Annotated in this window: 28 protein-coding genes and 1 tRNA gene; 13 read left to right on the forward strand and 16 right to left on the reverse strand. The window is 64.4% G+C overall.

The annotated features are described in order from the left end of the window. Positions 1–411: 411 nt before the first annotated feature. The 5 genes from recQ (at position 412) to ACZK5G_RS17340 (ending at position 6,204) form a co-directional block, all read left to right on the forward strand. A complete protein-coding gene (gene recQ / locus ACZK5G_RS17320) occupies positions 412–2,217 on the forward strand; it encodes a DNA helicase RecQ (RefSeq protein WP_478464199.1) in 1,806 nt (601 codons plus the stop codon). A gap of 85 nt (positions 2,218–2,302) precedes the next feature. Next, positions 2,303–2,686: a CopL family metal-binding regulatory protein gene (locus ACZK5G_RS17325; protein WP_317218261.1), complete on the forward strand. Its 384-nt coding sequence runs from the start codon at positions 2,303–2,305 to the stop codon at positions 2,684–2,686. 75 nt (positions 2,687–2,761) lie between these two features. Beyond that, a complete protein-coding gene (locus ACZK5G_RS17330; protein ID WP_107431695.1) occupies positions 2,762–4,573 on the forward strand; it encodes a copper resistance system multicopper oxidase in 1,812 nt (603 codons plus the stop codon). After that, positions 4,570–5,610: a copper resistance protein B gene (locus ACZK5G_RS17335; protein ID WP_478464201.1), complete on the forward strand. Its 1,041-nt coding sequence runs from the start codon at positions 4,570–4,572 to the stop codon at positions 5,608–5,610. Before ACZK5G_RS17330 ends, ACZK5G_RS17335 begins: the two co-directional genes overlap by 4 nt. A gap of 81 nt (positions 5,611–5,691) precedes the next feature. Continuing rightward, complete coding sequence (locus ACZK5G_RS17340; RefSeq protein ID WP_032128517.1) at positions 5,692–6,204, forward strand: GNAT family N-acetyltransferase; 513 nt, start codon at positions 5,692–5,694, stop codon at positions 6,202–6,204. A gap of 113 nt (positions 6,205–6,317) precedes the next feature. Here the strand turns inward: ACZK5G_RS17340 and ACZK5G_RS17345 are convergent, their stop codons facing one another. Continuing rightward, positions 6,318–6,638: a TFIIB-type zinc ribbon-containing protein gene (locus tag ACZK5G_RS17345; protein ID WP_049463260.1), complete on the reverse strand. Its 321-nt coding sequence runs from the start codon at positions 6,636–6,638 to the stop codon at positions 6,318–6,320. A gap of 149 nt (positions 6,639–6,787) precedes the next feature. Here ACZK5G_RS17345 and ACZK5G_RS17350 point away from each other — a divergent pair, with 149 nt between their 5' ends. Together ACZK5G_RS17350 and ACZK5G_RS17355 are read left to right on the forward strand one after the other, a co-directional pair. Beyond that, positions 6,788–7,555 carry a CPBP family glutamic-type intramembrane protease gene (locus ACZK5G_RS17350; RefSeq protein ID WP_478464203.1) on the forward strand — a complete coding sequence of 256 codons (768 nt, stop codon included), beginning with the start codon at positions 6,788–6,790 and terminating at the stop codon, positions 7,553–7,555. A gap of 94 nt (positions 7,556–7,649) precedes the next feature. Next, on the forward strand, positions 7,650–8,075 hold the full coding sequence (locus ACZK5G_RS17355; protein WP_478464205.1) for a response regulator: 426 nt from the start codon (positions 7,650–7,652) through the stop codon (positions 8,073–8,075). Between the two features lie 107 nt (positions 8,076–8,182). Here the strand turns inward: ACZK5G_RS17355 and ACZK5G_RS17360 are convergent, their stop codons facing one another. Further along, the gene (locus tag ACZK5G_RS17360) at positions 8,183–9,121 is read right to left on the reverse strand and encodes an alpha/beta hydrolase (protein ID WP_478464206.1); all 939 of its coding nucleotides are present in this window, start codon (positions 9,119–9,121) and stop codon (positions 8,183–8,185) included. 84 nt (positions 9,122–9,205) lie between these two features. Beyond that, positions 9,206–10,057 carry an alpha/beta hydrolase gene (locus ACZK5G_RS17365; RefSeq protein WP_478464207.1) on the reverse strand — a complete coding sequence of 284 codons (852 nt, stop codon included), beginning with the start codon at positions 10,055–10,057 and terminating at the stop codon, positions 9,206–9,208. Between the two features lie 585 nt (positions 10,058–10,642). On the opposite strand from ACZK5G_RS17365, the gene ACZK5G_RS17370 reads away from it, so the two are divergent. After that, positions 10,643–10,960 (forward strand): hypothetical protein, encoded by a 318-nt coding sequence (locus ACZK5G_RS17370; protein WP_032128523.1) that lies wholly within the window; start codon positions 10,643–10,645, stop codon positions 10,958–10,960. Between the two features lie 269 nt (positions 10,961–11,229). Here the strand turns inward: ACZK5G_RS17370 and ACZK5G_RS17375 are convergent, their stop codons facing one another. Then, on the reverse strand, positions 11,230–11,574 hold the full coding sequence (locus ACZK5G_RS17375; protein ID WP_478464208.1) for a hypothetical protein: 345 nt from the start codon (positions 11,572–11,574) through the stop codon (positions 11,230–11,232). 425 nt (positions 11,575–11,999) lie between these two features. Between ACZK5G_RS17375 and ACZK5G_RS17380 the strand changes: the two genes are divergently transcribed. Beyond that, positions 12,000–12,890: a hypothetical protein gene (locus tag ACZK5G_RS17380; protein ID WP_478464210.1), complete on the forward strand. Its 891-nt coding sequence runs from the start codon at positions 12,000–12,002 to the stop codon at positions 12,888–12,890. Between the two features lie 722 nt (positions 12,891–13,612). On the opposite strand, the gene ACZK5G_RS17385 is transcribed toward ACZK5G_RS17380, so the two are convergent. From ACZK5G_RS17385 to ACZK5G_RS17395, 3 genes are read right to left on the reverse strand one after another with little or no spacing between them, the layout of a single operon-like run. Next, the gene (locus ACZK5G_RS17385) at positions 13,613–14,257 is read right to left on the reverse strand and encodes a hypothetical protein (protein WP_478464211.1); all 645 of its coding nucleotides are present in this window, start codon (positions 14,255–14,257) and stop codon (positions 13,613–13,615) included. A 43-nt stretch (positions 14,258–14,300) separates the two neighbouring features. Beyond that, complete coding sequence (locus ACZK5G_RS17390) at positions 14,301–14,600, reverse strand: hypothetical protein (protein WP_121504505.1); 300 nt, start codon at positions 14,598–14,600, stop codon at positions 14,301–14,303. Positions 14,601–14,651: 51 nt separating this feature from the next. Then, positions 14,652–15,566, reverse strand: a complete 915-nt coding sequence (locus ACZK5G_RS17395; protein WP_478464212.1) for a hypothetical protein — start codon at positions 15,564–15,566, stop codon at positions 14,652–14,654. Here ACZK5G_RS17395 and ACZK5G_RS17400 point away from each other — a divergent pair. The 3 genes from ACZK5G_RS17400 to ACZK5G_RS17410 are packed head-to-tail and all read left to right on the forward strand — an operon-like array spanning position 15,532 to position 17,100. After that, positions 15,532–15,828, forward strand: a complete 297-nt coding sequence (locus ACZK5G_RS17400; RefSeq protein WP_478464214.1) for a hypothetical protein — start codon at positions 15,532–15,534, stop codon at positions 15,826–15,828. The genes ACZK5G_RS17395 and ACZK5G_RS17400 overlap by 35 nt on opposite strands. Before the next feature lie 7 nt (positions 15,829–15,835). Further along, positions 15,836–16,048: a DUF4224 domain-containing protein gene (locus tag ACZK5G_RS17405; protein ID WP_478466527.1), complete on the forward strand. Its 213-nt coding sequence runs from the start codon at positions 15,836–15,838 to the stop codon at positions 16,046–16,048. Beyond that, a complete protein-coding gene (locus ACZK5G_RS17410; protein WP_478466529.1) occupies positions 16,048–17,100 on the forward strand; it encodes a tyrosine-type recombinase/integrase in 1,053 nt (350 codons plus the stop codon). The genes ACZK5G_RS17405 and ACZK5G_RS17410 overlap by 1 nt, the downstream gene beginning before the upstream one ends. Before the next feature lie 55 nt (positions 17,101–17,155). On the opposite strand, the gene ACZK5G_RS17415 is transcribed toward ACZK5G_RS17410, so the two are convergent. Both ACZK5G_RS17415 and ACZK5G_RS17420 read right to left on the reverse strand, forming a co-directional pair. Beyond that, on the reverse strand, positions 17,156–18,133 hold the full coding sequence (locus ACZK5G_RS17415; protein WP_478464216.1) for a DUF2971 domain-containing protein: 978 nt from the start codon (positions 18,131–18,133) through the stop codon (positions 17,156–17,158). 162 nt (positions 18,134–18,295) lie between these two features. Beyond that, positions 18,296–18,371: transfer RNA gene (locus tag ACZK5G_RS17420), tRNA-Lys, on the reverse strand. A 177-nt stretch (positions 18,372–18,548) separates the two neighbouring features. Here ACZK5G_RS17420 and ACZK5G_RS17425 point away from each other — a divergent pair. Beyond that, complete coding sequence (locus ACZK5G_RS17425; protein WP_478464218.1) at positions 18,549–19,505, forward strand: DUF2268 domain-containing putative Zn-dependent protease; 957 nt, start codon at positions 18,549–18,551, stop codon at positions 19,503–19,505. 52 nt (positions 19,506–19,557) lie between these two features. Here the strand turns inward: ACZK5G_RS17425 and queC are convergent, their stop codons facing one another. The 7 genes from queC to tolR all read right to left on the reverse strand — a co-directional run bounded on the left by queC (position 19,558) and on the right by tolR (position 25,703). After that, the gene (gene queC, locus ACZK5G_RS17430) at positions 19,558–20,223 is read right to left on the reverse strand and encodes a 7-cyano-7-deazaguanine synthase QueC (protein ID WP_032128525.1); all 666 of its coding nucleotides are present in this window, start codon (positions 20,221–20,223) and stop codon (positions 19,558–19,560) included. A 78-nt stretch (positions 20,224–20,301) separates the two neighbouring features. After that, positions 20,302–21,003: a 7-carboxy-7-deazaguanine synthase QueE gene (queE, locus tag ACZK5G_RS17435; protein WP_478464219.1), complete on the reverse strand. Its 702-nt coding sequence runs from the start codon at positions 21,001–21,003 to the stop codon at positions 20,302–20,304. Between the two features lie 217 nt (positions 21,004–21,220). After that, positions 21,221–22,039: a tol-pal system protein YbgF gene (gene ybgF / locus ACZK5G_RS17440; protein ID WP_010481611.1), complete on the reverse strand. Its 819-nt coding sequence runs from the start codon at positions 22,037–22,039 to the stop codon at positions 21,221–21,223. A gap of 3 nt (positions 22,040–22,042) precedes the next feature. Beyond that, positions 22,043–22,561 (reverse strand): peptidoglycan-associated lipoprotein Pal, encoded by a 519-nt coding sequence (gene pal, locus ACZK5G_RS17445; RefSeq protein ID WP_032128527.1) that lies wholly within the window; start codon positions 22,559–22,561, stop codon positions 22,043–22,045. Between the two features lie 64 nt (positions 22,562–22,625). Then, on the reverse strand, positions 22,626–23,945 hold the full coding sequence (gene tolB, locus ACZK5G_RS17450) for a Tol-Pal system beta propeller repeat protein TolB (protein WP_032128528.1): 1,320 nt from the start codon (positions 23,943–23,945) through the stop codon (positions 22,626–22,628). Between the two features lie 284 nt (positions 23,946–24,229). Beyond that, positions 24,230–25,285: a cell envelope integrity protein TolA gene (tolA, locus tag ACZK5G_RS17455; protein WP_478464221.1), complete on the reverse strand. Its 1,056-nt coding sequence runs from the start codon at positions 25,283–25,285 to the stop codon at positions 24,230–24,232. Then, positions 25,275–25,703, reverse strand: coding sequence for a protein TolR (gene tolR, locus ACZK5G_RS17460; protein ID WP_049400778.1), 429 nt, complete (start codon positions 25,701–25,703; stop codon positions 25,275–25,277). The genes tolA and tolR overlap by 11 nt, the downstream gene beginning before the upstream one ends. Positions 25,704–25,710 lie beyond the last annotated feature (7 nt).

Genomic DNA, 25,710 nt, shown 5'->3' on the forward strand with positions numbered 1-25,710 from the left:
CGGCAGGGCTTGCAGCCCTGCACCCGCCGAATCAACGTCAACATCAACGTCAAAAGCTGGTTTCCTGTGGGTAGGCGGGGTGGGTCCGCTCTGGTAGGTGTCGACCTTGGTCGACACGGATGAATTCATTCGATATCTGACAGATGTGTCGACCAAGGTCGACACCTACCAACAGCCGCGTGAACCTGTCGAAGGCGGGGCGGTGTCGGATTGCGGGGTGTCAGCCGCATGGATGCGGCTGCCAAGCCTACACGGACGTACTTGCGGCGTCCCCGCAATCCGACACCGCCCCGCCAACCCACGGATCACCCCAGAGCCGGCTGTTGCCTTTGACGTTGCTCTGGCTTGAAGGCTTCTGCAGGTGCAGGGCGCAGCCCTGCCGAGACACCCCCGCCGGGGTAAACTAGCCGGATGGCTTCCCGTCCCGCGCACGACCTGCTTCAACGCGTCTTTGGTTACGACGATTTCCGTGGTCCCCAGCAGGACATCGTGGAGCATGTGGCTGCCGGTCATGATGCCCTGGTGCTGATGCCCACCGGCGGCGGCAAGTCGCTCTGCTACCAGGTGCCGGCCCTGCTGCGTGACGGTTGTGGCATCGTCATCTCGCCGTTGATCGCCTTGATGCAGGACCAGGTCGAAGCCCTGCGCCAGCTCGGCGTGCGCGCCGAGTACCTGAATTCCACCCTGGACGTCGAGACCGCCGGGCGCGTCGAGCGCGAACTGCTCGCGGGCGAGCTGGACATGCTCTATGTCGCCCCCGAGCGCCTGCTGACCGGCCGCTTCCTGTCGCTGCTGTCGCGCAGCCGCATCGCCCTGTTCGCCATCGACGAAGCGCACTGCGTGTCGCAGTGGGGCCACGACTTCCGCCCGGAATACCGCCAGCTGACCGTGCTGCACGAGCGCTGGCCACAGATCCCGCGGATCGCGCTCACCGCCACCGCCGATCCGCCGACCCAGCGCGAGATCGCCGAGCGCCTCGATCTGCAGGAAGCACGCCACTTCGTCAGCTCCTTCGACCGCCCCAACATCCGCTACACCGTGGTGCAGAAGGACAACGCCCGCAAGCAGCTGACCGACTTCCTGCGCGGCCACCGCGGCGAGGCCGGCATCGTCTACTGCATGTCGCGGCGCAAGGTCGAAGAGACCGCCGAATTCCTCTGCGGCCAGGGCTTCAACGCCCTGCCCTACCATGCCGGCCTGCCACCGGAAGTACGCGCCAGCAACCAGCGCCGCTTCCTGCGCGAGGATGGCATCGTGATGTGCGCCACCATCGCCTTCGGCATGGGCATCGACAAGCCGGACGTGCGCTTCGTCGCGCATACCGACCTGCCCAAGTCGATGGAAGGCTACTACCAGGAAACCGGTCGCGCCGGCCGCGATGGCGAGGCCGCCGAGGCCTGGCTGTGCTACGGCCTGGGCGACGTGGTGCTGCTCAAGCAGATGATCGAGCAGTCCGAAGCCGGCGAAGAGCGCAAGCAGCTGGAGCGGTCCAAGCTGGACCACCTGCTGGGCTACTGCGAGTCGATGCAGTGCCGTCGCCAGGTGCTGCTGGCCGGTTTCGGCGAGACCTATCCCCAGCCCTGCGGCAACTGCGACAACTGCCTGACCCCGCCCGCCTCCTGGGACGCGACCATTCCGGCGCAGAAGGCACTGAGCTGTGTCTATCGCAGCGGCCAGCGTTTCGGCGTCGGCCACCTGATCGATGTCCTGCGCGGCAGCGAGAACGAAAAGGTCAAGCAGCAGGGCCACGACAAGCTCAGCACCTACGCGATCGGCCGCGACCTCGACGCGCGCACCTGGCGCAGCGTGTTCCGCCAGCTGGTCGCCGCCAGCCTGCTGGAAGTGGACAGCGAGGGCCACGGTGGCCTGCGCCTGACCGATGCAAGCCGCGACGTGCTGACCGGCCGCCGCCAGATCAGCATGCGCCGCGACCCGGCCAGCAGCACCAGCGGGCGCGAGCGCAGCGCGCAGCGCACCGGGCTGTCGGTGCTGCCGCAGGATCTGGCGCTGTTCAACGCGCTGCGCGGCCTGCGTGCCGAACTGGCCCGCGAACAGAACGTGCCGGCCTTCGTGATCTTCCACGACAGCACTCTGCGCAACATCGCCGAACAGCGCCCGACCAGCCTGGACGAACTGGCCCGGGTCGGCGGCATCGGCGGCACCAAGCTGAGCCGCTACGGCCCGCGCCTGGTCGAGATCGTGCGCGAAGAAGGGTAGCGGCTCTACATTGGTGCTGGTCCAACCTTGAACCGGCCATTCAGCCGGAAGTGCATCCGCAATCACTTGCAGCTAGATTAGCGCCATGTCCCTGGCCTCGACCCTGCTCCGTGTCGTGCTCATGCTCAGCCTGTTGCTCAACGGGCTGAACGCGGCCATGGCCAGCGGTCACGAGGAAATGGGCCGGATGGCCCACGCCGCTGCCGCTGCCGTTGATGGCGGCACCGCCGACTGCCACCACCACGCCGGCATGCAGGCCGACGAGGCTCCGCAGGCCAAGGCCCCCGCCCATGATGCTCATTGCCAGATCAAGGACTGCGTGCGCAGCTGTGCCCAGCACCCGCTGCTGGTAGTGCTGCCGTTGCCTGTCATGGCCGGCCCGGCATTGTCGCTGGCCCCGCAGCCGATGCCGGCCAATGGCCGCCCGGCGCCGCCGCTGCCGCCGATCTCGCGTCCTCCCATCGGCTGATTCCACACGCATCGTGCGCCCTGCGCACCGCAGCCGGCCGCCTGCCGGCGTCTTTACGTGTCTGGAGTCACCACCATGAATACCCGCATTCCCCCCGGTCCGGGCGCTGTGCCCATGCCGTCGCGCCGCCTGTTCGTGCAGGGCCTGGCCGCCGGCGGCGTGGTTGCCGGCATCGCCGCTGTCGGCGTGCCGCAGCGCGCGCTCGCCGCCGCCACGGCCGCCCCCCGGCTGGCCGGCGCCCCCGCCGTGCTAAGCGACACCCGCATCGAACTGGCCATCGGCGAATCGCTCGCCAATTTCACCGGCCGCACCCGCCCGGCGATCACCGTCAACGGCTCGCTGCCGGCACCGATCCTGCGCTGGCGCGAAGGCCAGACCGTCGACCTGTTCGTGCGCAACACGCTGGAACGCCACCCGACCTCGATCCACTGGCACGGCATCCTGCTGCCCGCCAACATGGACGGCGTGCCCGGCCTGAGCTTCAACGGCATCGGCCCTGGTGAGACCTACCACTACCACTTCGAGCTGAAGCAGTCGGGCACCTACTGGTACCACAGCCACTCCATGTTCCAGGAGCAGGCTGGTCTGTACGGCGCGCTGATCATCGACCCGGCCGAACCGGCGCCGTACCACCACGACCGCGAGCACGTGATCATGCTGTCGGACTGGACCGACATGGACCCGGGCGCGCTGTTCCGCCGCATGAAGAAGCTGGCCGAGCACGACAACTACTACAAGCGCACCCTGCCCGACTTCCTGCGCGACGCGAAACGCGACGGCTGGTCGGCGGCGCTGTCCGACCGTGGCATGTGGGGCCGGATGCGGATGACGCCCACCGATATCTCCGACATCAACGCGCACACCTATACCTACCTGATGAACGGCACCGCCCCGGCCGGCAACTGGACCGGCCTGTTCCGCAGCGGCGAGAAGGTGCTGCTGCGCTTCATCAATGGCGGGTCGATGACCTACTTCGACGTACGCATTCCTGGCCTGAAGATGACCGTGGTCGCTGCCGACGGCCAGTACATCCACCCGGTGAGCATCGATGAGTTCCGCATCGCCCCGGCCGAAACCTACGATGTGATCGTCGAACCGAGCGGCCAGGACGCCTTCACCATCTTCTGCCAGGACATGGGCCGCACCGGCTACGCCGCCGGAACATTGGCGGTTCGCCATGGCCTGCAGGCACCGATTCCCGCGCGCGACCCACGTCCGTTGCTGACGATGAGCGACATGGGTCACGACATGGGCAGTGGTGGCCACGGCGGTCACGACATGGCCGCGATGAAAAGCATGGAAGGTGGCTGCGGCGCCAGCATGGGCCACGGCGCGCACGGCGGCGGCGATGCCGCCAGCAAGGCACCGAAGCACCCTGCCAGCGAACGCAACAACCCGCTGGTGGACATGCAGAGCTCGGCCTCCGAACCGAAGCTGGACGACCCCGGCATCGGCCTGCGCGACAACGGCCGCCAGGTGCTGACCTACGGTGCGATGCGCAGCCTGTTCGAAGACCCGGATGGCCGCGAGCCGAACCGCGAGATCGAGCTGCACCTGACCGGACACATGGAGAAGTTCTCCTGGTCGTTCGATGGCATCCCATTCGCCAGCGCCGAACCACTGCGGCTGAACTACGGCGAGCGCATGCGCATCGTGCTGGTCAACGACACCATGATGCAGCACCCGATCCACCTGCACGGCGTGTGGAGCGACCTGGAAAACGCACAGGGCGAGTTCCAGCTGCGCAAGCACACCATCGACATGCCGCCGGGCACCCGCCGCAGCTATCGCGTGCGCGCCGATGCACTCGGCCGCTGGGCCTACCACTGCCATCTGCTGTACCACATGGAAGCGGGCATGATGCGCGAAGTGAGGATCGAAGAATGAGCCGCTCACTGCTTTCCCCCAGCCTGCTGGCCATGGGCCTGGCCGCTGCATTGCCGGTGTTCGCGCAGTCGCACGCTGGTCACGACATGGCCGCGATGGATCCGCCCGCGAAGACCGTGAAGGCACCGGTCGAACCGGTCGATCATTCGAAGATGGATCATTCGAAGATGGATTCGGGCGCGATGGACCACTCAGCCATGGATCACTCGAAGATAGACCATGGCGCGAGGCAGCCGGCGACGATGGACCATTCCACGATGGACCATTCCACGATGGATCATTCCATGATGGACCACGCCGCGATGGACCACGGATCGCCTGCACCGACCGAACCGCGCGAACCCATCCCGGTGCCGACCGATGCCGACCGCGCCGCGGCCTTCCCGCCCATCGCCCATGGTGCGATGGAGCATGCGCCAGAGATCAACAGCCTGCTGCTGATCGACCGTCTGGAACATTGGGATGGCAAGAGCAGCAACGGCCAGGCCTGGGAGGCGACCGGTTGGATCGGCGGCAACATCAACCGCCTGTGGCTGCGCACCGATGGCGAACGCAGCCGTGGCCGCACCGAATCGTCGTCGCTGGAAGCGCTTTATGGCCGCAGCGTGTCGCCATGGTGGGACGTGCTGGTCGGCGTGCGCCAGGACTTCCGCCCGGCCGACTCGCGCACGTGGGCGGCGGTCGGCATCCAGGGCCTGGCGCCGTACAAGTTCGAGAGCTCGGCCACGCTGTACATGGGCTCCGGCGGCCAGGTGCTGGCCAAGGCCGAAGTCGAGTACGACGTGCTGCTGACCAACCGCCTGATCCTGCAGCCGCTGCTGGAAGCCACCGTCGCGGCCAAGGACGAGAAGGAGTACGGCATCGGTCGTGGCCTGAACAAGGTCGAAGCCGGGCTGCGACTGCGCTATGAGTTCAGCCGCCGCTTCGCGCCCTACATCGGCATCAGCCACGAACGCACGTTTGGTGACACCGCCGACTATGCCGGTGACCACGCGCGCGACACGCGCTGGGTGGCTGGCGTGCGCATGTGGTTCTGAGCAGCAGATCGTGAGCAATGGCCAGCCCCGGCAGCCGCCGGGGCCGGCTACACTGCGCCACGTTCCAATGCAGGCACCGCCATGTCGTTGCAGATCCGCCGCGCCACCCTTGCCGACGTCGACGCGCTGTCGGCCATCGCGATTGCCACCTACAACGAAACCTGGGGCGATTCCTATCCGCCGCAGGAGCTGCACGATTTCCTGCAGGCGCACTACAGCAGCGAGCCGCAGCGCATCGAACTGTCCGATCCACGCAGTGCCATCTGGCTGTTGATGGACGGTGACGCCGTGGTCGGCTATCTGGCCGCCGGTGCCAACACCCTGCCGCACACGGATGCACGCGACGGCGACATCGAACTGAAGCGGTTCTACATCCTGGCCGCACACCAGAACGGCGGCCATGGTGCACGCATGATGGACGCGTTCATGGCCTGGCTGGACCAGCCGCAGCGCCGCACCCTGTGGGTGGGCGTGTGGGAAGAGAATTTCGGCGCACAGCGCTTCTATGCGCGTTACGGCTGCAGCAAGGTTGGCGAGTACGACTTCATCGTCGGCGACACCCACGACCGCGAGTTCATCCTGCGGCGGCCGTGATCACGCGCTCCATGTAGAGTCGAGCCATGCTCGACTGCACCTGATCCGTAGAGTCGAGCTTGCTCGACTATTGGTAACAAGAGCCAGTCGAGCAAGCTCGACTCTACAACGCCTCAGAAGTCGAACAGCTCCGACAGGAAGCTGTCCTTCTTCTTTTTCTTGTATCCGTGGCCCCGATTGTCCTCGTAGCGCTGGCCCAAGTGGCGGGTATCACGGTGCATCACCGGCGGCGGAGAGGATGCCGGATGCTGCTGTACAGGCGCGGGCGGCGGCACGGCCGCACCGGCACCGGCACCGGCACCGGCACGCTCGATGATCTTGTCCAGTTCACCACGATCCAGCCACACGCCCCGGCAGCCGGGGCAATAGTCGATCTCGATGCCATGGCGTTCGGCCATCTGCAGGGTCTGGGTCTTGCACACGGGGCACAGCATCGGCATTACTCCTGTCGGTCCTGCATCGACTGTACCTGTGCGGTGATGACTGTGCGGCAACGCATGACCGATGGCACAGGGACTTCCGACGCGCGCCGATGCGGCGGCAGTCGCACACACTGGGCCCCTGTTCCGCAGGGAGTGCGTACATGACCGCGTTGTCCCGCCTGCCCACCGCCGCGCGCCTGCTGCTGGTCCTGCTGGGCGTTGGCCTGGGCCTGAACCTGCGCGATATCGCTGCGGCCGCAGGGACTCCGATTCCCGCCCTGCCCATACCCTACGGCGGCAGCCTGCTGGACAACGCGCTGGCGGTGCTGGTGGCACTACTGCTGGCCACGCTGCTGCGGCCCCGTGGCATGGGCCTGCTGGCCAGCCTCGGGCTGCGCGGGAATGGTTGGGGCGGCCCGATGTGGGTGTTGCTGGCCAGCCTGCCGTGCTGGCTGGGCCTGGCGATGCTCGGCACCCCGAACACCGCGCTGACCGCGCTGGACGCCACCATGCTGGCCGTGCTGTTCCCACTGGCCGAGGAAGTGCTGTTCCGCGGCCTGGGCTTCGTGCTGCTGGTGAAGATCGTGCGTGGTCCGTGGCCGCTGCTCGCGCTGCCGCAGGCGCTGCTGTTCGGCATGGTGCACTGGCTGGGCTTCGGTGGGTTCGACGGTGGCGGCATCGCGCTGTTCGTCGGCGCGGTGATCGCCCTCGGCGGCTTCATCTTCGCCTGGCTCGACCACCTCGACGGTGACACCCTGTGGTGCGGCCTGGTCCTGCACGTTTCGATGAACCTGGCCTGGAATGTGTTCAGCCTTGATGACGCCGTCGCGCTCGGCTGGCAGGCCACCAGCCTGCGCATCGGCACCGCCCTGCTCGCGGTCGCAATCCTGGCCTGGTACGTGCGCCGCCAACGGCGCGGACAGCTGTAACGCCCACTTAGCTTGCCGTGCACGCCGGGCTCACTACCGGCTTGCGCATACTTGCGCGCCTTTCGCTCCCCCTGTTGTCCGGAGTTGCCGCGTCATGTTGCTGTCCAAGCGCTTTGTGGAACCGCGCGTCCTGCTGATCGAGGACGCCGAGGAAACCCAGGAACTCAGTCGCCTCGCCCTGGAAAGCCAGGCCTGCCAGGTCACCGCTGTCAGCAGCGCCGAGGCCGCACTGGGCCTGCTCAACGCCGGTGAACCGTTCGACCTGCTGTTCACCGACGTCTGCCTGGGCGGCATCAGCGGCCTCGAAACCGCCAACCGCGTGCGTGAGCACCTGCCGCAGCTGCCGATCCTGGTCACCTCCGGCATGGACCAGCACCGCGTGCTGCCGCAGCTGCGCGCCGGCATCCACTTCCTGCCCAAGCCGTACAGCATGAGCGAGCTGCTCGATGCCATCCGCCTGTGTTTCCGCCATGCAGCAGATGCCACCTTGATACCGCCGCCGCAGGCCAGCGCGGCCTGAGGCAATCATCCACGCCTGGCGTGGATCTACTGATTCCGTTTCTCTTCGGCATGGATCCACGTCAACACCACCGGTAGATCCACGCAATGCGTGGATGCAGCCCTCCATCAACCGCCGGTGTACGGCCCTTCACCCGGCATCACCTCCAGCAGTGCGCGAGTGATCACCCGCGGGTAAACCGTGAGATGGTCCTCGCCGTCAATCACCACGTTGTCCACCTTCAACTTGCGCCCCGTGCGCTTCAGCTGGGCAGTGAAGTCCGCGGTCTGCCTCAGCATGTCGTTGCCGGTGGAATAACGTGGCCCTGGCTTGTCCGTCTCGTAGCTACCCACCGACAGCAGCACGCGCGTAGGTTGCGTCGGGATGACTGCGGCATCCTGCATGCGCGGCAGCAGAAGCTGGTCGAACCACAGCGAAGGACTGGACAGGATGTAGGTGCTGAACATGTCCGGTTGAGTGGTCAGCACATAGGCCCCGAACAGCGCGCCATAGGAATGACCCGCGAACATGCGCCGGGCGGGATCGGTGCGATAACGCGCATCGACCATCGGCAGCACCTGTGTCGCCAGGAAATCACGGTAGTGCGCGGCACCGCCGTAGGTGACGTCATCACTGTAATAGCCATCGACCGTGCGCGCCGGATTGCTGGGCGTGTAGTCGCGCGAGCGGCTCTGCTTTGAAGTCAGGCCTTCCTGCGGCGGCAGACCGACCAGGATGAAATTCTCGATGTTGACGCCCTGCTGCCCCACCAGATTGCGCACGCTGCGCACCAGCGGGAAGCTGTACAGCGCATCGGTCACGTACAGCACCGGATAGTGCTTTTCCGGATGCGCCGCATAGTCGGCCGGCAGCGCCACCCAGATCGGGTAGTCGCGCCCCACCGGGTCATGTACGCGCAGCGCTTCGGTATCCGGCAGCACTACGCCCGGCACCGCCGTTGCCGCGCTTTCCTTCGCGTCACTCTGCGTTGCCGGTGGTGCCACCGACATCGCACAGCCACCCACGGCCAGGCAGGCCGCCACACTCCATCCACGCACACGCTGCATCCACGCTCTCCCGTTGCGGGCGACGCCCTCAGGTGGCGCCGCTACCGCATCCTCACACGTCATGCGGTGCAGTGCCACGCCGGATCAGGGCGAGGCCGGCGGCGGTGCCGGGAACAGCGTGCGCAGCGCCTGCAAGGCGGCTGGGTGATAGATCGTGGCGTGGGTTTCCTCCGGCAGCGGCAGGTACTTCACCAGCGGCGACGGCGACGCCTGCTGCAGCAGCGTGGCCAACTGCGCGGCGGACGCAGCCAGCTCCGGCTGCCCACTGCTGGCCAGGAACACGCGCGGCTGCGCACGCGTCACCGCCGGCAACTGCTTGGCCGCAGCGGCCAGCATCGTGCCCCGGTTCCACCACAGGCTGGGGTCCAGTGCGATGTAGCTGTTGAACAGTGTCGGCTCCTGCAGCAGCGTCTCGACCACGAACAGGCCGGCCAGCGATTCACCGATCAGCGCGCGCTCGTCGGTGGTCGGGTAGCGTTGGCGCACCTGCGGCATCAGTTCATCGCGCAGGAAGCTGCGGTAGGCCGCTGAACCGCCGATGCGGGGCGCGATCTTCTGGTCTTGTGGGTCGCTGCTGGGGCCCGTCATGTCGCGGCGGCGTTCGGTGTTCTCGATGCCTACCAGCAGGAACGGACGCATGCTGCCGTTGCCGCTCAGCACCTGCACCAGCCCTGCCACATGCAGGAAGTCCTCGCCGATGCCGCCATCGGCCATGTACAGCACCGGCAATGGTGCCTTCGGGTCCAGACCCCAGGGTTGCGGGCGGTAAACATTGATGCGGCGGGTTTCGCCCAGCGCCTTCGATTCAATGGTGAAGGTCTCGCCGATGACCAGCGAGGTTGCGGCGGCGGCCTGTGCGGACGGCGCCGGCTCGGCGGCCATCAAGGGTGCGGCGGAGATGGCGGACAACAACAGCGACAGCACGATCAAGCGCATGGAGCGGCCCATCCTGGGAAAGTGCCGAGCATAACGCCAAGGCCAAGGCGTCGGCCGATTCGGCAAGCCTGCACGTATGCTACGGCGCTGCGCGATGCTTGAACTGTATCGGGAAATGACTGCAATCGCGTTTGCTAGCATTCGTCGTTTCCTACAAGGAGTTGGGACATGGGGGGCTTCAGCATTTGGCACTGGATCATTCTTCTGGCGGTCGTCCTGATCCCGGTCGGCATCGCAGCCGTCATCGCAGCGATTGTCCTCAGGCGAAAGTAGATCCACGCCATGCGTGGATGCGCATTCTGGGGATGCCTCAAGCGCATCCGCGATGGCACGCGAGAAGCGTGCCGCCGTTGGCATGCTGACCGTGGCGGAAATGCTGCACGCCGCTGAGCGCTGCCGGTCGATGGCCACGCCCGACTGCCATCTGGATGAAGGGGGGGCGATGGGTTGTTCTTCGCCTGCCGCAGGCTGGCGGAACGGGTGTGCCGGGATGTCCGGCCGGCGTACCCGCCGTTGTACCCAGAACCGGTCCATACTTGGGACGGGCTGGTCGCCAGTCCCTTCGAAACCTACAAGGAGGTTTGCATGTTGAGTGCCGTGCTCATCGCCGCGCTGGCCGCCAGCCCGGCCGCGCCCGTACCGTATGCCGATTGCCTGCTCGGCAACATCCAGCCCGGGCTGTCTGATCGTGCCGTGCAACTGGTGCAGGAGGCCTGTGCTGCAAAGCATCCGGAGAGCTTCGCCGCAGCGATGGAACTGGAACGCAGAACCAACCTGCAGCGGCTCACCTATTTCGAGGCCGCAAAAGCGGAGGCGGCACGCTCTGCGAATGCGGCAGCAACGGCCGCACAGGAGGCTGCCGACGCGGCGGCGGCTAAAGCGAAGAATGCGCGGACGAAGTAGTTGCCTTGGACGAGCGCCACAAAAAAGGCACCGCATTGCGGTGCCTTTCTGAATGACCTGGGTCATTGGATGCAATGGTGGGCCGTGAAGGATTCGAACCTTCGACCAAAAGATTAAAAGTCACAGGACAATTGCATTACTTTCAATGTGTTACGCCGCTATTCGTTCCGCTTGAGTCCTCGAAACTGACACTTGAAAGCCTTGGGCCGCAAAGGCCCCGGGAATTTTGCGGAACGGATTTCCAACCCATCCAGCGGCCTCAACGAGGCCTATCCCATCCATCCGAATGGCGGATCCTGGTCGGCCTTGGCCAGCCGATTGCCCCGAACCTTTTCCTGCCAGGCCCGGATCAAGGCCACGTCCTCGCGCAACCTCGCCTCGTGCCTGACCACCCATTGTTCGGCGCCGGCCCGGCTCTGCGCGTAGCTGCTGCACCAGCGGAACGGACCTCCCGGGCCGTGCCGGTGCCGGTCCAGCGAGGCAATCCAGATTCCATCGTTCACCCGTTCAGCCATGGCCACCACCCACACCCCATGGCAGGCGATCACAGTCGGGGTGTCATTCGGGTGGCTGGCCGACCTAGTCGTCCAGTAGAAGTCGGCGGGGAGCGGCATGGCCGGAAGAATACGACCGACCGTCGCAGATCCTGCGAACGTGGCGGTGACCTGCCTGAATCGTTCGGGATGGGCGCCGGCGCGGCGCTGCTCAAGCGCCCCCGGGTTGAGCTGCCTGCGGCCTCGCATCCGGTACAGTCAGAATGCCCGAAGAGTCGGCGCCAGCACTGTCGGGCCACCTGCGTTGATTAGCCTGCAACCTCGACGCATAGGGAAAACCCTACACGCGAGGAAGGATGTTCCCTATTGCATTTTTGACTACCTATTGAGAGCTTCAAACCATTCAACAGTCGTCCTATGCGTTTCCCTTGCGCGCCCCGATCAGAAAGACGCATTGACCTGGCCCGCGAAATGCAGAACTAAGGCGAAACGGAGCCGAGTTCAGAGCATGAGGACGCCAAAGAAGTATTTAAGAGGATGTCAGCATGAGAAGAAGCGCCGCTTACGTAGGCACCGCCATCGCACTACTTGCAGCCGCCGCAGTCGCCACATACTCAATGCAACCTACAAATAATCTCGCCCCCCAACCCACAAGCTTAAAAAATGAGGAGCTTGAGCACTCCTCAGCATCGCCAGTTCGCGAGGATCTTTCCCATCTCGTTTCTAGAGCAAAAATTGACCCTAAGGTCGTAATCCCAAATCGGGGCCACGCTTACTCGATTTCACGAACACAATCGCCGCCTCAAGGTGACGCCCTGAAATATGTACAGTCACTCCTACAGAGATCCAGGGCAGGGGACGCAACTGCGACATATGACATATACCTAGCAGTCAATCAGTGCAAATCAGCGCTAGATACCCCTCCCCTATCCCTCCTTCAAATCTACAGATCACAGGGAATTGAAGAACAGTACAAGAGCTCGCTCGAGAAAAACCTTGCCAGCTGCGAAGCATTGCTGAGCGATCCGGAACTCTCATACGAGCCGTGGCTAAAGAGGGCTGCTGACCAGGGATCGATCGAGGCCAAAATAATGTTTGCGATGGATTCCAAATCCATCTTGGGAAATCGCTCAGATTACCTATCCCATCCGGAAAGACTAACCAACTACCGTATTGAGGCGATGCAAAACCTCCAATACGCTGCATCGACAGGCAGCGTAGATGCCTTGATGGCGCTTGGAAACGCGTTCGATAATGGCATCCTCACCGAAAAATCCCCATCCCAATCGTTGGCATACTTCAAGTCCGCTTACTCACTTGCGCCTAACCCAAGCCTTCAAGAGTTGATTTCTCGAGAATCCAAATCGCTTTCATCGAGGGAGGTTGAAATCGCAAACAGACTATCCATTCAAATAACCAATAATTGCTGCCTCTAATCAAGAAATCCACCACAAAAGGGATTTAACCGTGGAAACAGCGCATGACTTGAAGAGCCCCACACCCAGCCGCAGAAGCAATATATCAAAACTATGGATCGCTGCTTTGATTATTGCCACACTGACCGCAGGACTATCCATTAGCTTTGGATCATTTAGCGCGGCATCCGCAAACTACTCTATACTTTGCGGAGGTTGCGACCTCGGCTCCCCGTTCCCCACCAACAGAACCTTAAGTGAAATAAAGAACTACGTTAAGGTAAGCGCACCCGAGAAGCCACAATCTGGCGACACAATCACCGTATGTAATGGCACTGCGTGCGTTAAATACACGCTTGATGATTCTGGAAACTACATAGGTGATCCCCCCATCCCTCAAACAAGAACCCCTCCAGGTGGCGGTGGCGGTGGTGGCGGCGGTGTAGGTGGCGGCGGTGACTTCGGAGGGGGGCAATGCTCTGTTCGGCCTCGCACGGGGACCGCATGTACTGAGGCTAACGGCATCCGCAGATGCGAGACCTTCGACGACAGCATGGTGGACTGCGGATTCGGCTGATCCATAGCTCCCACCGACAGCAGTTTTGCCCCCTTGAATCAAGGGGGCATTTTCTTGCCTGTCGCTCTTGGGGCCCTAGCTTCTGATATGCGGCGGTGATCTGGGCGGAATAGCACATGGGCGCAATCTGACACGCCCCGTCGTTCAGTCGCCGTGACGCTGCAGCTTAGTGGCCGGTCACGTCGATCAGCACGAAGTGGCCCGATGCGCTGAACTGTGTCGCATTGTCGGACTGCGGGATCAGGGCAGTCGCACCGGCATAGTAGAAGCGCCCCGAACCCGCTGCACCGGTCCCGTCCCCCTGCGGCCCGGTCAAGCGGAAGCCCACGCCACGCTCGATCCGCTGACACGAACGAGACGAGATCACCGCGTACCGCCGACCAGCCGGGACCTGCATGTAGGCGCCCTCGGCCGCCCCGAACGGGGCAGTCGTCACGCCCATGATGCGTAGGGGCTTCGCCCAGGAAGCGAAAGCCAGCTCGCCGGTGTGCTCTCGGTAGACCTCTATTCCGGTGTTGCCCGGCGTTCCGGTCACAACCGAGTCATATACCCACACCGTACCGAACACAAACGATGAGCCCGTGTAGGCTGATACTCGCCAGTTGTTGCCGCCGAGATTGGTCAGAATCACGCTGAGTCCGAAATTGTTTTTCGGACCGGTGACCGCAACCACGGGGCTCTTGGCCTGGAAGTCACGCGTGACGTACCGGGTTACTACGATCCCAGACACCTGGTACGCAACGGCACCAGCTTCGTTGATATCGAACTTGTGGCGCAGATGGAAGTTGAGCAGATCGCTTCGGACCTGCACCGTTCCAGATGGGGTGTATGCCTCAAACCCTCCTATTAGCATTTCAGTGCACCCCGTAAAGGACAGTTGCCGGAACCAGGGAGAAGACTGGTTGCCCGTTGCCATCCACATCCGTTCCCCAATACACCCGGCCATCCGAGTACCAAACGGTTGGGGTGCGGCCAGGCTGCGCCGGAGGCGGCACCACGTAGAAGAGAAAATCCCCTGGTGGCAGTGGCCCAACCCAAGTCGAATTACCGTGCACGGCGTCGGTCTGAACCGTGCCGATGAACAGCCCTAAGCGGGTCGTGTAATCAATCTCCAGCGACCCGTCGAGATTGAAGGTCTGGATGCCCGCAGGCATGCGCTCAACTCCTCTAATGATTGGCGGGAGGTTGTCGCCTCCCGCCCTTTGCTATGCCCACCAGCCCATGCGCGTGGCGAGCTGCCCATTCGGGTAGTAGGTCCGCCAGTTCCCGTCGCTGTACTCCGTGCGCTGGCCACCAGCACGCGCAGACACCCGGAACACGTCGGCGTAAACGTCGAACGACGACGACTGCCCAGTAGCTGCCAGCCCGATACCCGCCACCTTGCCGTCTGCGGTCACGTCGATACCCCAGCGAGCCGATGCCTCCAGCCCGCCCGGCCGATATGCCGGAACCTCCGTCGCGTCCGCAGGCACCTCGCAGAAAATCGGGTCGAAAACCCAGAAATACTGAGACGGGACTGCGTCGGCGATGCGCTCAATCATCATGACCACCCTTGCGGTGACTGCGCCTGCCGGGGCCGCCGCCATGACGTACCCTCGTGGGTACTGGTCCACGCGCAGTGGCGTGTGCTGGCCGTTCGCGCCAATCGGGTTAACCCAAGGGGCCGACGCCGCCGTGTTCCCGATCACACCCCCCGCCGAGTCGTACCACTCAATGTAGAAGGCGGCACGACAGCGGTGCAGGTTAGCCCGTGCCGCTAGCGCGTAACGCTTACCTGGGGTGACGGGCATGGGCCCGACGCTGGTCCAGTAACGGTCGCCCACGGCCCCAGTAGCAGGCCGCATGCCGCAATAGGCAGACTGGTAGCCGAATGGTATGTAGTTGGTCCCTGCGTGATTGGCGATGGCGAAGCCACTGGGGACGGTCCAGCCCGCGGCGCTCCAGCCCGGGAACGTGCTGTTGGGAATCAGGTTCGCACCTGCGCCCAGGTTGCCGACCGTCACCTGCATGGTCTCGACAATGGATGCGTCCGCCTTACCGTCCACGCTGGCCTTCACACCCCGGATCGCCTCAGCATTCGCGGCGATGTTCTGCCCGTCCTGCTGCACCTGGGTCTTCATCTGGTTGCCGAACTGCGCCGCCGGACACCGCGCGCGCCACATCCACGACAAGCGCTGCGCTTCCGCCGGCGGTGGCCACTTGGTCGAGTGCGCCTGCAGGTCCACCAGCAAGCACGCGGAGCCCGACGTGGCCATTGCTGCATGGCGCAGGCTCAACCGCCCCGCGCGCAGCGCGCGCAAGGCGGAACCGGCTTTGCCACAGAATGTGCTGCAGCTTCCACTGCTGGGCTCGCCGCGGGAGGTGCGCCGTGTCAACGGCTGACAAAATCATGCGCCCTGGCGCGCACGGCGATGTGGCGGAGCTGACAGGCGCACACACCAAGCGTCGGCAGATCCAGAATCTGGCCCGGAACGGAATCCCCCATACCATCAACGCTGCCGGCTGGCCGGTGGTGATGTGGTCGGCCGTCGATGGGTCAGCGAAGAAAACACCTGATGTAGAAGGTGGGTGGTCAAGCAACGCATTGAGGCCTGCTGCGTAATGGGACGACGTTCAAAGGATCCGGGCGCGATCCCGCACATGCGGAAGCGGCCGCGGGGAAAAACCACGTATTACTTCTTCGACCATGGCGGTAAGCCGCGGCGAGAAACTCCGCTGGGTAAAAGCTACCCGGAGGCCGTTCGCAAGTGGGCGGAGCTGATGGCGACCGAAGCGGCTGTTCCGGAGATCGTGACCTTTCGGGATGCAGCGGCTCGCTACAAGCAATTGGTTATCCCCAAGAAGCGCGCATCAACGGCAAAGGTCAACCTGGCAGAACTGGCGAAGCTTGAAGAATTCTTCTGCAATCCACCAGCGCCGCTGGCGAAGCTCCGGCCGCTTCACGTTCGGCAGTACCTGGACTGGCGAACGAAGAACGGGACGGTGGCCATGGTCAGCGCCAACCGCGAGAAAGCGTTGCTGAGCCATCTGTGGAACAAGTGTAGGGAATGGGGCTTCACCGACGCGGAAAACCCTTGCAAGGGCGTGCGTGGTTACGGCGAAGCGGGCCGCGATGTGTACGTCGAGGACGACGTATACCGGGCAGTGTGGGATGCAGCAGATCAGCCGCTGCGCGATGCGCTGGATCTGGCCTACCTGACTGGCCAGCGCCCGTCCGATGCTCTCAGCATGGATCGGCGAGACGTGCGCGATGGCTTCCTGCATATCAGCCAGAGCAAGACTAAGCATAAGCTGCGGATTGCCATCGAGGGTGAGCTAGCCGAGCTGCTGGCGCGCTTCGGTGCCAGGACATTCAAGCGCCGCGGCAAGCAGAATGGTGCGGTGATCGTGCACACGGCACTGCTGCTGGATGAGTACGGGCAGCCGCTGAGCAAGGGCCAGCTGCGAAGCCGGTTTGACGCAGCGCGCGCCCGTGCTGGCGTGCTCACGGCGGCTTTTCAATTTCGCGACCTGAGAGCTAAAGCTGGTACAGACAAGGCTGATTCAGCTGGCGATATTCGTCAAGCGCAGAAGCAGTTGGGCCATCGTTCGGTTGTTATGACTGAGAGTTACACTCGAAAAAGGAAGGGAGAGAAAGTGTCCCCAACCAAATGAACTGCCGGACGGTGGAGCGTAGTGAGCTCTCGCTGCGTGGGCGAGCGCTCCCCTTCTACGGCCTGTAAGGAGTTCTCGAACTGACGACCTTGTCGGCGAGCCTGGGCTTGCCAGCAGCTCTGCACAAACGTCTCATCGCATGCTCGGCAATGAGCGAGCCTCCAGTAGGCCCTAGAATTATCGCTTCAACAATATCCTCCAAATGCAGAGGGTTGCCGATGGATTTGGCGCCAAGCCTCAGCTTCAGTTTTGGCTGAACTCCCTTTGCAGTAATTGCGTAGCTCATTAGCTCGTCGTATTTGCCACCCGAATTGTCGGCAATTGGATCGTAGACAATTCGCCACTCCTTCTCCTCACTGAAAGACTCGTGCTTGGAGAACAGTGCTGCCCTGCGCAGACGGGCGTAGTAATACTGGACCACGCTTACAAGATCAGAGCGATTAGCCGATGGCCCGAGGGCCTTGATCGCGTCGGCGGTCTGCGCGATTGCCCAATCCATCCATTGGACGCGCTGTTGAGTCGACCGGTACTCTACGGGCGCGACTATCAATGGTGAGTCTGTATCTTCCGCCAGCTTCGACGAATCGAAGACGATAGCGACACCTCCGCCGTCAGCGCCATAAGCGCGCCACATCGAAAGGAGGCCGTCTTTATCACCTGGATCATGCTTGCTAAAGCAGGCAATGTACGTGTCATACGAGTGTTTAGTGCCGTCGGTATCCCTTGCATCCTGCAGGGCCTCAATGACGACTCGGTGGTGATCCTCCGAAGCCACCGCCTCTGATATTGCTTTGCTTTCAAAGAACCTATCAGTGCCATTCTCAATCCCCCAACGTAGCTCCTCTCGATCGTTCATAAGGAAAGGATGGGACATCCAGAACTCATCGCCCTTGAAGATTGCTTCGGCCGTGAAAAGGTTTGTGTAGTGCGCCAGCTTAGGCGTGACCTGGGGAAAGTGCTGCGAGGGGTCGATATCGGAATGAAGGCGCTCCCAAAGGGCTTCGAGGATCTGGGCTGCTGGTTTGGCGCTCATGCGGACCTCTTGGCTTCCTTGATGCCGTGACTCTCGCAGAGCAGCTCCCCCCAAACAAGCCCTATTCGGCGACCTGGGCGACTGTGGGGCTTTTGCGGAAAAGAGTCGCTTTTGCGGAAAGCAAAAAGGGCTTCGGATCGCTCCGAAACCCTTCTGTCGCAATGGTGGGCCGTGAAGGATTCGAACCTTCGACCAAAAGATTAAAAGTCTTCTGCTCTACCGACTGAGCTAACGGCCCATTGCACTGCCCCAGCCTTTCGGCGGGGTGGGCATTCTACCCTACTTTGCCGGGCCTGGTGAAACCCTGGTGCATGAGGTTGCCGGCCAGCGGCCGGCACTACCCGATCCGGTGAGCCCGCTTAAACCTTCCGGGCCTCCGTCGCATCCCATCTGTGATCCTTCCCCGGAGCCACGGATGCGCCTGCCCTTCTGCCTCATTGCCGCCCTGCTGCTGCCCTGCGCAACACTGGCCGCCCCGCCCCAGGTCGTCACCGATGATATCGGCCGCTTCTGGGCCACCTATGACGCGGTGCGCACCGAGCCCGACGTTGAACGCCAGGTCGCACTGGTGCAGGAGCGCTACATCGATCCGGGCAGCCCCGGCCTGCATGCGCTGATGCAGGTCCGCAACTACACCGCCCGCGAATACGCCACGGCCATGCGTACGTGGCCGCGCTTCTGGACGTCGGTACGGCCATTGACCGCCAACGCGCAGCAGGCCAGCGCCACCCTGGAACGGGACCTGGCTGCGTTCCGGGAGCTTTACCCCGCCCTGCGCCCCGCCACCATCACCTATGCGGTCGGAGTTCTGCGTACCGGCGGCACGACGCTGGGTGACAAGGTGCTGATCGGAGCGGAGATGGCGCTGGGCGATGAGCGCGTGGACGTGAGCGAGCTGCCGGAGCCGATGCGCAGCCGCCTGCGGATCTTCTACGACAGCCGCCCGGGGGCGAACAACGCGCAGAACAACCTGCACGAGTACGTACATACCCAGCAACGCGAGACCACCGGCAGCCTGGCCCAGTACGCGGTGCGCGAGGGTGTGGCCGAGTATGTGGCGGAGCGGCTGAGCGGGCGCCGGCCGGCATTATCCTTCTACGACTACGGCGCAACACACGAAGCGGAAATCCGCACACGCTTCATTGCTGAGATGAACGGGGAAAATCTCGACAACTGGCTCTACAACAGCGCCCGCAATCCGTTCGGGGTGAGTGATGTGGGCTATTACGCCGGGTATCGCATCGCGCAGGGGTACATGCGGCAGCAGGCCGATGAGAAGGCGGCGATCGCGCGGATGATCGAGCTGGACTATGCCGATCCGGAGGCAGTGCGGGCGTTTATTGACGCGTCGGGGTGGTTGCGGCAGCGGTAGGCCAAGGAGTGCGAACCAACGGTTCGCACCCACCGAGAGAGTGATTGCGCGATCAGGCGTACAGCGTCGGGTCGGCGACGCCGGCTTCGGCAAAGCCCTGCGCGCGCAGGCGGCAGGCATCGCAGTGGCCGCAGGCGGCGCCGTTGGCGTCGGCGTTGTAGCAGGACACGGTGAGGCCGAAGTCCACGCCCAGGCGCACGCCTTCGCTGACGATCTGGCCCTTGCTGAGGAACTGCAGCGGTGCGTGCACCTTGATGCCCGCGCCTTCCACGCCCGACTTGGTGGCCAGGTTGGCCAGCGCCTGGAACGCGGCCACGAACTCGGGACGGCAGTCCGGGTAGCCGGAGTAGTCCACGGCATTGACGCCGCAGAAGATGTCGTTGGCGCCGAGCACTTCGGCCCAGCCCAACGCCAGCGACAGCATGATGGTGTTGCGTGCCGGCACGTAGGTGACCGGAATGCCGGCACCGCCGGCCTCGGGCACGTCGATGTCGTCGGTCAGCGCCGAGCCGCCGATGCTGCGCAGGTCCACGTCCACGGTCTTGTGCGCGATAACGCCTTGGGCCTTGGCCACGCGGGCGGCGGCATCCAGTTCGGAAGTATGGCGCTGGCCGTAGCGCACGCTCAGGGCATGCACGGCGAAGCCCTGTTCCTGGGCCATGGCGATGACGGCGGCTGAATCCATGCCGCCGGAGAGAAGCACGACTGCCTTCTTCATGGGTAAAACATCCGGTTGGGAGGGGAAAGCCAGCACGCTGTCCCGCGCCGGAGCTACATCAGGGAACGCTGCCTGGGCTCATCGGCCCGGCTCGTCGTTCCACAGGATTTTATGCAACTGCATCTGGAAGCGCACCGGCAGCCGGTCCTCGACGATCCAGTCGGCCAGCTGGCGCGCGGTGATCTCACCCTTGCTCGGCGAGAAGAACACGGTGCAACGCTTCACCAGATCGTGCTCGGCCAACAGGGACTTGGCCCAGTCGTAATCCTCGCGGTTGCAGATGACGAACTTGATCTGGTCGCGGGCGGTCAGCAACGGCAGGTTGTCCCAGCGGTTGCGCGCCACTTCGGCCGAGCCCGGCGTCTTGATGTCGACCACGCGCGACACGCGCGGGTCCACCGCGCTGACGTCCAGTGCACCGGAGGTTTCCAGCGAGACATCCATGCCGGCATCGCACAGCTTTTCCAACAGCACCAGGCAGCGCTTCTGCGCCAGCGGCTCGCCACCGGTCACGCAGACGTGGCGCACGCCCTGGGACAGCACCTCGGTCACGATGTCGTCGATGTCCCACCAGGTGCCGCCGTGGAAGGCATAGCCGGTATCGCAGTACTGGCAGCGCAGCGGGCAGCCGGTCAGGCGCACGAACACGGTCGGCCAGCCGGCGGTATCGGCTTCGCCCTGCAGCGAGGTGAAGATCTCGGTGATCTTCAGGCGCGGCAGGGGCGACTGCACGATCTCACTGGGCGTGGCGGCGGCGCTGGACGAGGTAACGGCGGTCATGGCGGGGACTTCTTGGTGGGACACGTGGCGGGTGGGCTACCGTGGCCGGTAACGAAAGCAGCCGAGCATGGCTCGGCTCTACAACTGAAGCCGGTCGGGTGTGGCCCAGCCGGTAATGCGAGCTGCCGGATCCGGGCGGGTTTGCTGAACCGGAAACGAAAGCAGCCGAGCGTGGGCTCGGCTCTACAGGGCACCCATTGTACGCCCGGTCAGCGGATCAGCGGATCTGCTTGCCGAGGCGGATCGACTGCAGGCGGTCCTGCGCGGTGCGCGCGGCGTCCGAGCCGGGGTACTGCGCCACGACGGTCTCCAGCGTCTGCTGGGCCTGGTCGACCTTGCCCTCGCCATACTGCGAGAGGCCAACCTTGAGCAGGCCGCCTGCGGCCTTGTCGTGGGTCGGATAGCGCGAGAGCAGTTCACGGAACTGGGTCTCGGCCATCGGGAAATTGCGTGTGGCGTAGTAGCTCTCGCCCAGCCAGTACAGCGCGTTCGGCGCGTAGACGCCGTTCGGGTACAGCTGCAGGAAGCTCAGGAACAGCTGCGCCGAATCATCGTACTTGCCGGCCTTCAGCGAATCGAAGGCGACGTTGTAGGAGGTGCGCTCGTCGCCGGTGGCGGCAAGGCTGCCGGCATCACCATGGACGGAAGGCGGCCGCTCGGAAGTGGCCGCCGCTGCGGGTTTTGCCGGGGCCGGGGCGGCCTTCGGCGCGCTCGCCGGAACGGGCGGCAGGGCCGGGGCGGCATTGCCCCCTTCCAACCGGTTCAGGCGGCTGTCCAGATCCAGGTACTGGTCCTGGGCGGACTGCTTGAGCTGGGCGTTGTCGTGCTGCAACTGCTCGATCGAGGCCTGCAGGCTGGTGACCTGCTGCCGCAGCTGATTGATCTGGTTCAACAGGTCCTGGTTGGCACTGTTGTTGTACATCTGCTGCTCGATCGCGCCAACGCGGTCGGCCAGGCTCTGTCGCTGTGCATGCGCCGGTGCGGCAGCCACGAGGGCTGCCGCAACGACCAGCATCAGTTTGATGCCAATACGCATGGATTACTGCGCGGTGTAGACGATTTCGACGCGACGGTTCTGCGACCAGCAGGACTCGTTCGACTCGGTGCAGACCGGACGCTCTTCACCGTAGGACACGACGGTCAGCTGCGAAGCCGAGCCACCGTTGGCCTGCAGGGCCGAGTTGACGCCGTTGCCACGACGCTCGCCCAGGGCCTGGTTGTACGCGCGCGAACCGCGCTCGTCGGTGTGGCCCTGCAGGGTGATGCGCGAGGACGGACGGTCACGCAGGTACTTGGCGTGGCACGCCATGATGGCCTGGAATTCCGGCTTCACGTCTTCCTTGTCCAGGTCGAAGTAGACAACGCGCTGGCGCAGGCAAGCGTCGGTGTCCAGGTCGCCCGGGCCGTACAGGCCGGAGGTCGACGGAGCGGTCGGGGTGGTGGTCGAGGTGCCGGTGTCAACCGGGGCTGCCGGCTCTTCCTTCACCTTCTTCGAGCAACCGGCCAGGACGGCCACAGACAGCAGGGAAACAAGCAGAACGCGGGTGGACTTGTTCATGGCGATACCTTTGTGGCTCCTAGGCCGATGAGGGGTTCAAGACAGCGAAAATATTAACACTCTTTTAGCGCTGGGTACGGTATGGGGACCATGCCGGTTCGCGCACATCTCCGTCAGCCAGAACCAACCGCTGGCGCACGCGCGCATCGGCAGAAACGGCGTACAGCACACCACGGCCACCCTCGCGGGCGGCGTACAACACCATGCTTGCGTTGGGCGCAAAGCTCGGAGATTCATCCAGCGAACCCGGGGACAGCGTGCTCCAGCGGGGCGAACCCAGCGAGCTGTCCATCATCGCGATCTTGTAGCTGTTGCCCGAGCCCTGGGCGACGGCGATCTTCTTGCCATCGTAGGACACCGAGGGCTTGGCATTGTAGTTGCCCTGGAAGGTCACGCGCTCGGCGCTGCCGCCGCCCGCACCGACCTTGTAGACCTGCGGACGGCCGCCGCGGTCGGAGGTGAAGTACACCGCGCTGCCGTCCGGTGCCCAGGTCGGCTCGGTATCGATGGCGAAGTGGTTGGTCAGCTGGGTCAGCTGCTTGCTGCCCAGGTCCATCACGTAGATTTCCGGGTTACCCGAACGCGACAGGGTCAGGGCCAGCTTGCGGCCGTCCGGCGAGAACGCCGGGGCGCTGTTGATGCCGCGGAAGCTGGTGACCAGCTCACGCGCACCGGTGCCGATGTTCTGGATGTAGATGGCCGAATTGCCACGCTCGAAGCTGACGTAGGCCAGCTTGCTGCCATCCGGGCTCCACGACGGCGACAGCAGCGGCTCGGCCGAACGCACGATGGTCTGCGGGTTGTAGCCGTCGGAGTCGGCCACCATCAGCGCATAGCGCATGGCGTCGCCCTTGCCGCTGGCGGTCACGTAGGCGATGCGGGTCCAGAAGGCGCCACGGACACCGGTGATCTTTTCGTAGATGGCGTCGGCCATCTGGTGGGCAACGTCGCGCATGGCGTTGCCACGGGCAGTCATCGCCAGGCCCAGCAGGCGCTCGCCCTTGGGCACGTCAAACAGCTCGTACTCGACGCGGTAGGCACCGGCACCGGCATCGAGCACGCGGCCGACCACGATGTAGTTCTGCTTCAGCGCGCGCCAGGTGGCGAACTGGATATCGCCGCCCCGCACGGGCTTTTCGACGATCTGTGCTTCCGGCAGCGTGCGGAACTGGCCCGAACGCTCGAGGTCGGCGCGGACCACGCCGGCGACGTCGGTCTGCGGTGCAGCCGCCGAACCCTGGTAGGGCATCGGCACGATGGTGATCGGCAGCGCGGAGGCATTGCCGCCGATGATGTCGATATCCAGCCCCTTCTGCTGCGCGACGGCAGCAAAGGGCAGCAACAGGGCCGCAAACACGGCAAGCCAGCGAGGCATCTTTTTCATGGAGCGCTCAATAGGGGGAAACCGGAACGAGGGATAACAAAGCGGGAGTGAACCGCTTCGCAATCATGAACCAAGGGTACGTGAATTCCGGGTCAGTTCCAGCCCGTCCTCTCACGCACCGTTAACGTCGTGGCTAACATCGCACCGCCTGCCCCGGCCACACCGCCCCGCAGGGTGGTATTCCACAGCAGCCCCCAGCCTGCCCGGTCGAAACCGGGCCCGCCAGAGGCAGGCGCGACATCCGTGGGCGCAGGTGGCCCGATGGCCACCCAGCCCTGCCCGCCTCAGCGATCCTGGGCGGTAAAGGTGAAGTTGAGCGTGCGTGCGAACACCGACTCGAAGCCGCGGTACGGCAGCGGCTGCGCGTTGAGCACGGCGGCCTCGATCGAACGCTTGCCGGCCTCGTCGTACGGGCAGTTCGGGCTGACCTTGGCCTGCATCACCGTGCCCCCCGGAATCTGGGTGATGGTGATCTGGCAACGCTGGCCGAGCGGCACCGTATCCGGGCGCACCCACTGCGACAGCACCTTGGCCTGGATCGCGGCCGCGTACTTGGCCGAAAGATCATCGCTGTTGCCACCCCCACCGGCGGCCGGCCGGGAGGCACCACTGGCACCGGCAGCGGCACTGCCGGCGGCATTGCGCGCGGCGGCGACCTCGCGCAGCTTCCGCTCGGCCAGCTTGGCTTCCTTCTCGGCCTGCTCGCGGCGAGCACGGATCTCGGCGATCTTCTTCTGCTTCTCGGCCTCGGCCTTGTCAGCCGCCACGCGCTCCTGCTCGGCCTGCTTCTTCTTCTCGTCCGCTTCCTGCTGCTTGGCCAGGCGCAGCTTCTGCTCCGCTTCCTCCTGGCGCTTGCGTTCGGTCAGGTCGATCTGCTCCTGGCGGCGCTTGGCTTCCTGTTCCTGCTTGGCCTTCTCCTGCGAGATGGCCAGCGCACTCACCGCTTCCTGGTCCTTGGTGTCCGGCTGCGCGACACGCTCCTGCGCCTGTTGCTGCTGCGGCGTGGGGGCGTCCTGCGGGCGCGGTTCGGGAATCGGCTGCGGCGGCGGAATGGTGTCTTCAGGGACCGGGATCGGCTCGGCGACCGGCGGCGGCAGGTCCTCCAGCTTCTCCGACTGGCGCAGGGCCTGGCGTGCAGCGGAGGCCTCGGACGCGGACAGCGCCAGGCTGGCCTCGACCGACGGGTCGCCAGCAGCGGCATCGGTGTTGCGCTCGGGCGACCACAGCCAGGCGCCGATGAAGACCAGCGCAACCAGCAGGTGCACCAGCAACGCCAGCGCCAGGGGCAGGCCCCAGCCGGGTTCGCGCTGATGCGGAGGTGGCAGGGCGTCAGCGTGCATCGGTGGCCAGGCCTACCTTGTCTACCTTGGCGCGCTTGATCACATCCATCGCGGCGATGACCTTCTCATAGGCCACGGCGCGGTCGGCGGCGACGATCACGCGCACGCCCTTGTCCTGGGCGGCGATGCCGGCCAGGCGGCCTTCCAGTTCCTCGGCCGACACGGCGGTCGGGTCCTTGGCGTCGGGCAGCTTCAGGCTGAGCTGGCCGTCCTGGCGCACCGAGACGATCACCGGGTCCTGCTTGCTCTCCAGCGCCTTGGCGTTGGACTGCGGCAGGTCGACGTCGAAGCTCAGCGTGAGCAGCGGTGCGGTGACCATGAAGATGATCAGCAGCACCAGCATGACGTCGATGTAGGGAACGACGTTGATTTCCGATTTCAGCTTGCGGCGCTTGCGGCGACCGATGGCAGCGGACATGGCTTGG

Source organism: Stenotrophomonas sp. 62841_Sma, assembly GCF_056482945.1.

Bases quoted from the DNA above. Each gene is read 5' to 3' on its own strand.
- tolA (WP_478464221.1), bottom strand. From the start codon at position 25,285: ATGCACGCTGACGCCCTGCCACCTCCGCATCAGCGCGAACCCGGCTGG.
- ACZK5G_RS17340 (WP_032128517.1), top strand. From the start codon at position 5,692: ATGTCGTTGCAGATCCGCCGCGCCACCCTTGCCGACGTCGACGCGCTG.
- ybgF (WP_010481611.1), bottom strand. From the start codon at position 22,039: ATGCGTATTGGCATCAAACTGATGCTGGTCGTTGCGGCAGCCCTCGTG.
- ACZK5G_RS17370 (WP_032128523.1), top strand. From the start codon at position 10,643: ATGTTGAGTGCCGTGCTCATCGCCGCGCTGGCCGCCAGCCCGGCCGCG.
- ACZK5G_RS17350 (WP_478464203.1), top strand. From the start codon at position 6,788: ATGACCGCGTTGTCCCGCCTGCCCACCGCCGCGCGCCTGCTGCTGGTC.
- ACZK5G_RS17380 (WP_478464210.1), top strand. From the start codon at position 12,000: ATGAGAAGAAGCGCCGCTTACGTAGGCACCGCCATCGCACTACTTGCA.
- queE (WP_478464219.1), bottom strand. From the start codon at position 21,003: ATGACCGCCGTTACCTCGTCCAGCGCCGCCGCCACGCCCAGTGAGATC.
- ACZK5G_RS17425 (WP_478464218.1), top strand. From the start codon at position 18,549: ATGCGCCTGCCCTTCTGCCTCATTGCCGCCCTGCTGCTGCCCTGCGCA.
- queC (WP_032128525.1), bottom strand. From the start codon at position 20,223: ATGAAGAAGGCAGTCGTGCTTCTCTCCGGCGGCATGGATTCAGCCGCC.
- ACZK5G_RS17400 (WP_478464214.1), top strand. From the start codon at position 15,532: ATGTTCTGCCCGTCCTGCTGCACCTGGGTCTTCATCTGGTTGCCGAAC.
- ACZK5G_RS17345 (WP_049463260.1), bottom strand. From the start codon at position 6,638: ATGCTGTGCCCCGTGTGCAAGACCCAGACCCTGCAGATGGCCGAACGC.
- recQ (WP_478464199.1), top strand. From the start codon at position 412: ATGGCTTCCCGTCCCGCGCACGACCTGCTTCAACGCGTCTTTGGTTAC.
- ACZK5G_RS17325 (WP_317218261.1), top strand. From the start codon at position 2,303: ATGTCCCTGGCCTCGACCCTGCTCCGTGTCGTGCTCATGCTCAGCCTG.
- ACZK5G_RS17415 (WP_478464216.1), bottom strand. From the start codon at position 18,133: ATGAGCGCCAAACCAGCAGCCCAGATCCTCGAAGCCCTTTGGGAGCGC.
- ACZK5G_RS17360 (WP_478464206.1), bottom strand. From the start codon at position 9,121: ATGCAGCGTGTGCGTGGATGGAGTGTGGCGGCCTGCCTGGCCGTGGGT.
- pal (WP_032128527.1), bottom strand. From the start codon at position 22,561: ATGAACAAGTCCACCCGCGTTCTGCTTGTTTCCCTGCTGTCTGTGGCC.
- ACZK5G_RS17335 (WP_478464201.1), top strand. From the start codon at position 4,570: ATGAGCCGCTCACTGCTTTCCCCCAGCCTGCTGGCCATGGGCCTGGCC.
- ACZK5G_RS17390 (WP_121504505.1), bottom strand. From the start codon at position 14,600: ATGCCTGCGGGCATCCAGACCTTCAATCTCGACGGGTCGCTGGAGATT.
- ACZK5G_RS17395 (WP_478464212.1), bottom strand. From the start codon at position 15,566: ATGAAGACCCAGGTGCAGCAGGACGGGCAGAACATCGCCGCGAATGCT.
- ACZK5G_RS17355 (WP_478464205.1), top strand. From the start codon at position 7,650: ATGTTGCTGTCCAAGCGCTTTGTGGAACCGCGCGTCCTGCTGATCGAG.
- ACZK5G_RS17405 (WP_478466527.1), top strand. From the start codon at position 15,836: ATGCGCCCTGGCGCGCACGGCGATGTGGCGGAGCTGACAGGCGCACAC.
- tolB (WP_032128528.1), bottom strand. From the start codon at position 23,945: ATGAAAAAGATGCCTCGCTGGCTTGCCGTGTTTGCGGCCCTGTTGCTG.
- ACZK5G_RS17375 (WP_478464208.1), bottom strand. From the start codon at position 11,574: ATGCCGCTCCCCGCCGACTTCTACTGGACGACTAGGTCGGCCAGCCAC.
- ACZK5G_RS17365 (WP_478464207.1), bottom strand. From the start codon at position 10,057: ATGCGCTTGATCGTGCTGTCGCTGTTGTTGTCCGCCATCTCCGCCGCA.
- ACZK5G_RS17410 (WP_478466529.1), top strand. From the start codon at position 16,048: ATGGGACGACGTTCAAAGGATCCGGGCGCGATCCCGCACATGCGGAAG.
- tolR (WP_049400778.1), bottom strand. From the start codon at position 25,703: ATGTCCGCTGCCATCGGTCGCCGCAAGCGCCGCAAGCTGAAATCGGAA.
- ACZK5G_RS17330 (WP_107431695.1), top strand. From the start codon at position 2,762: ATGAATACCCGCATTCCCCCCGGTCCGGGCGCTGTGCCCATGCCGTCG.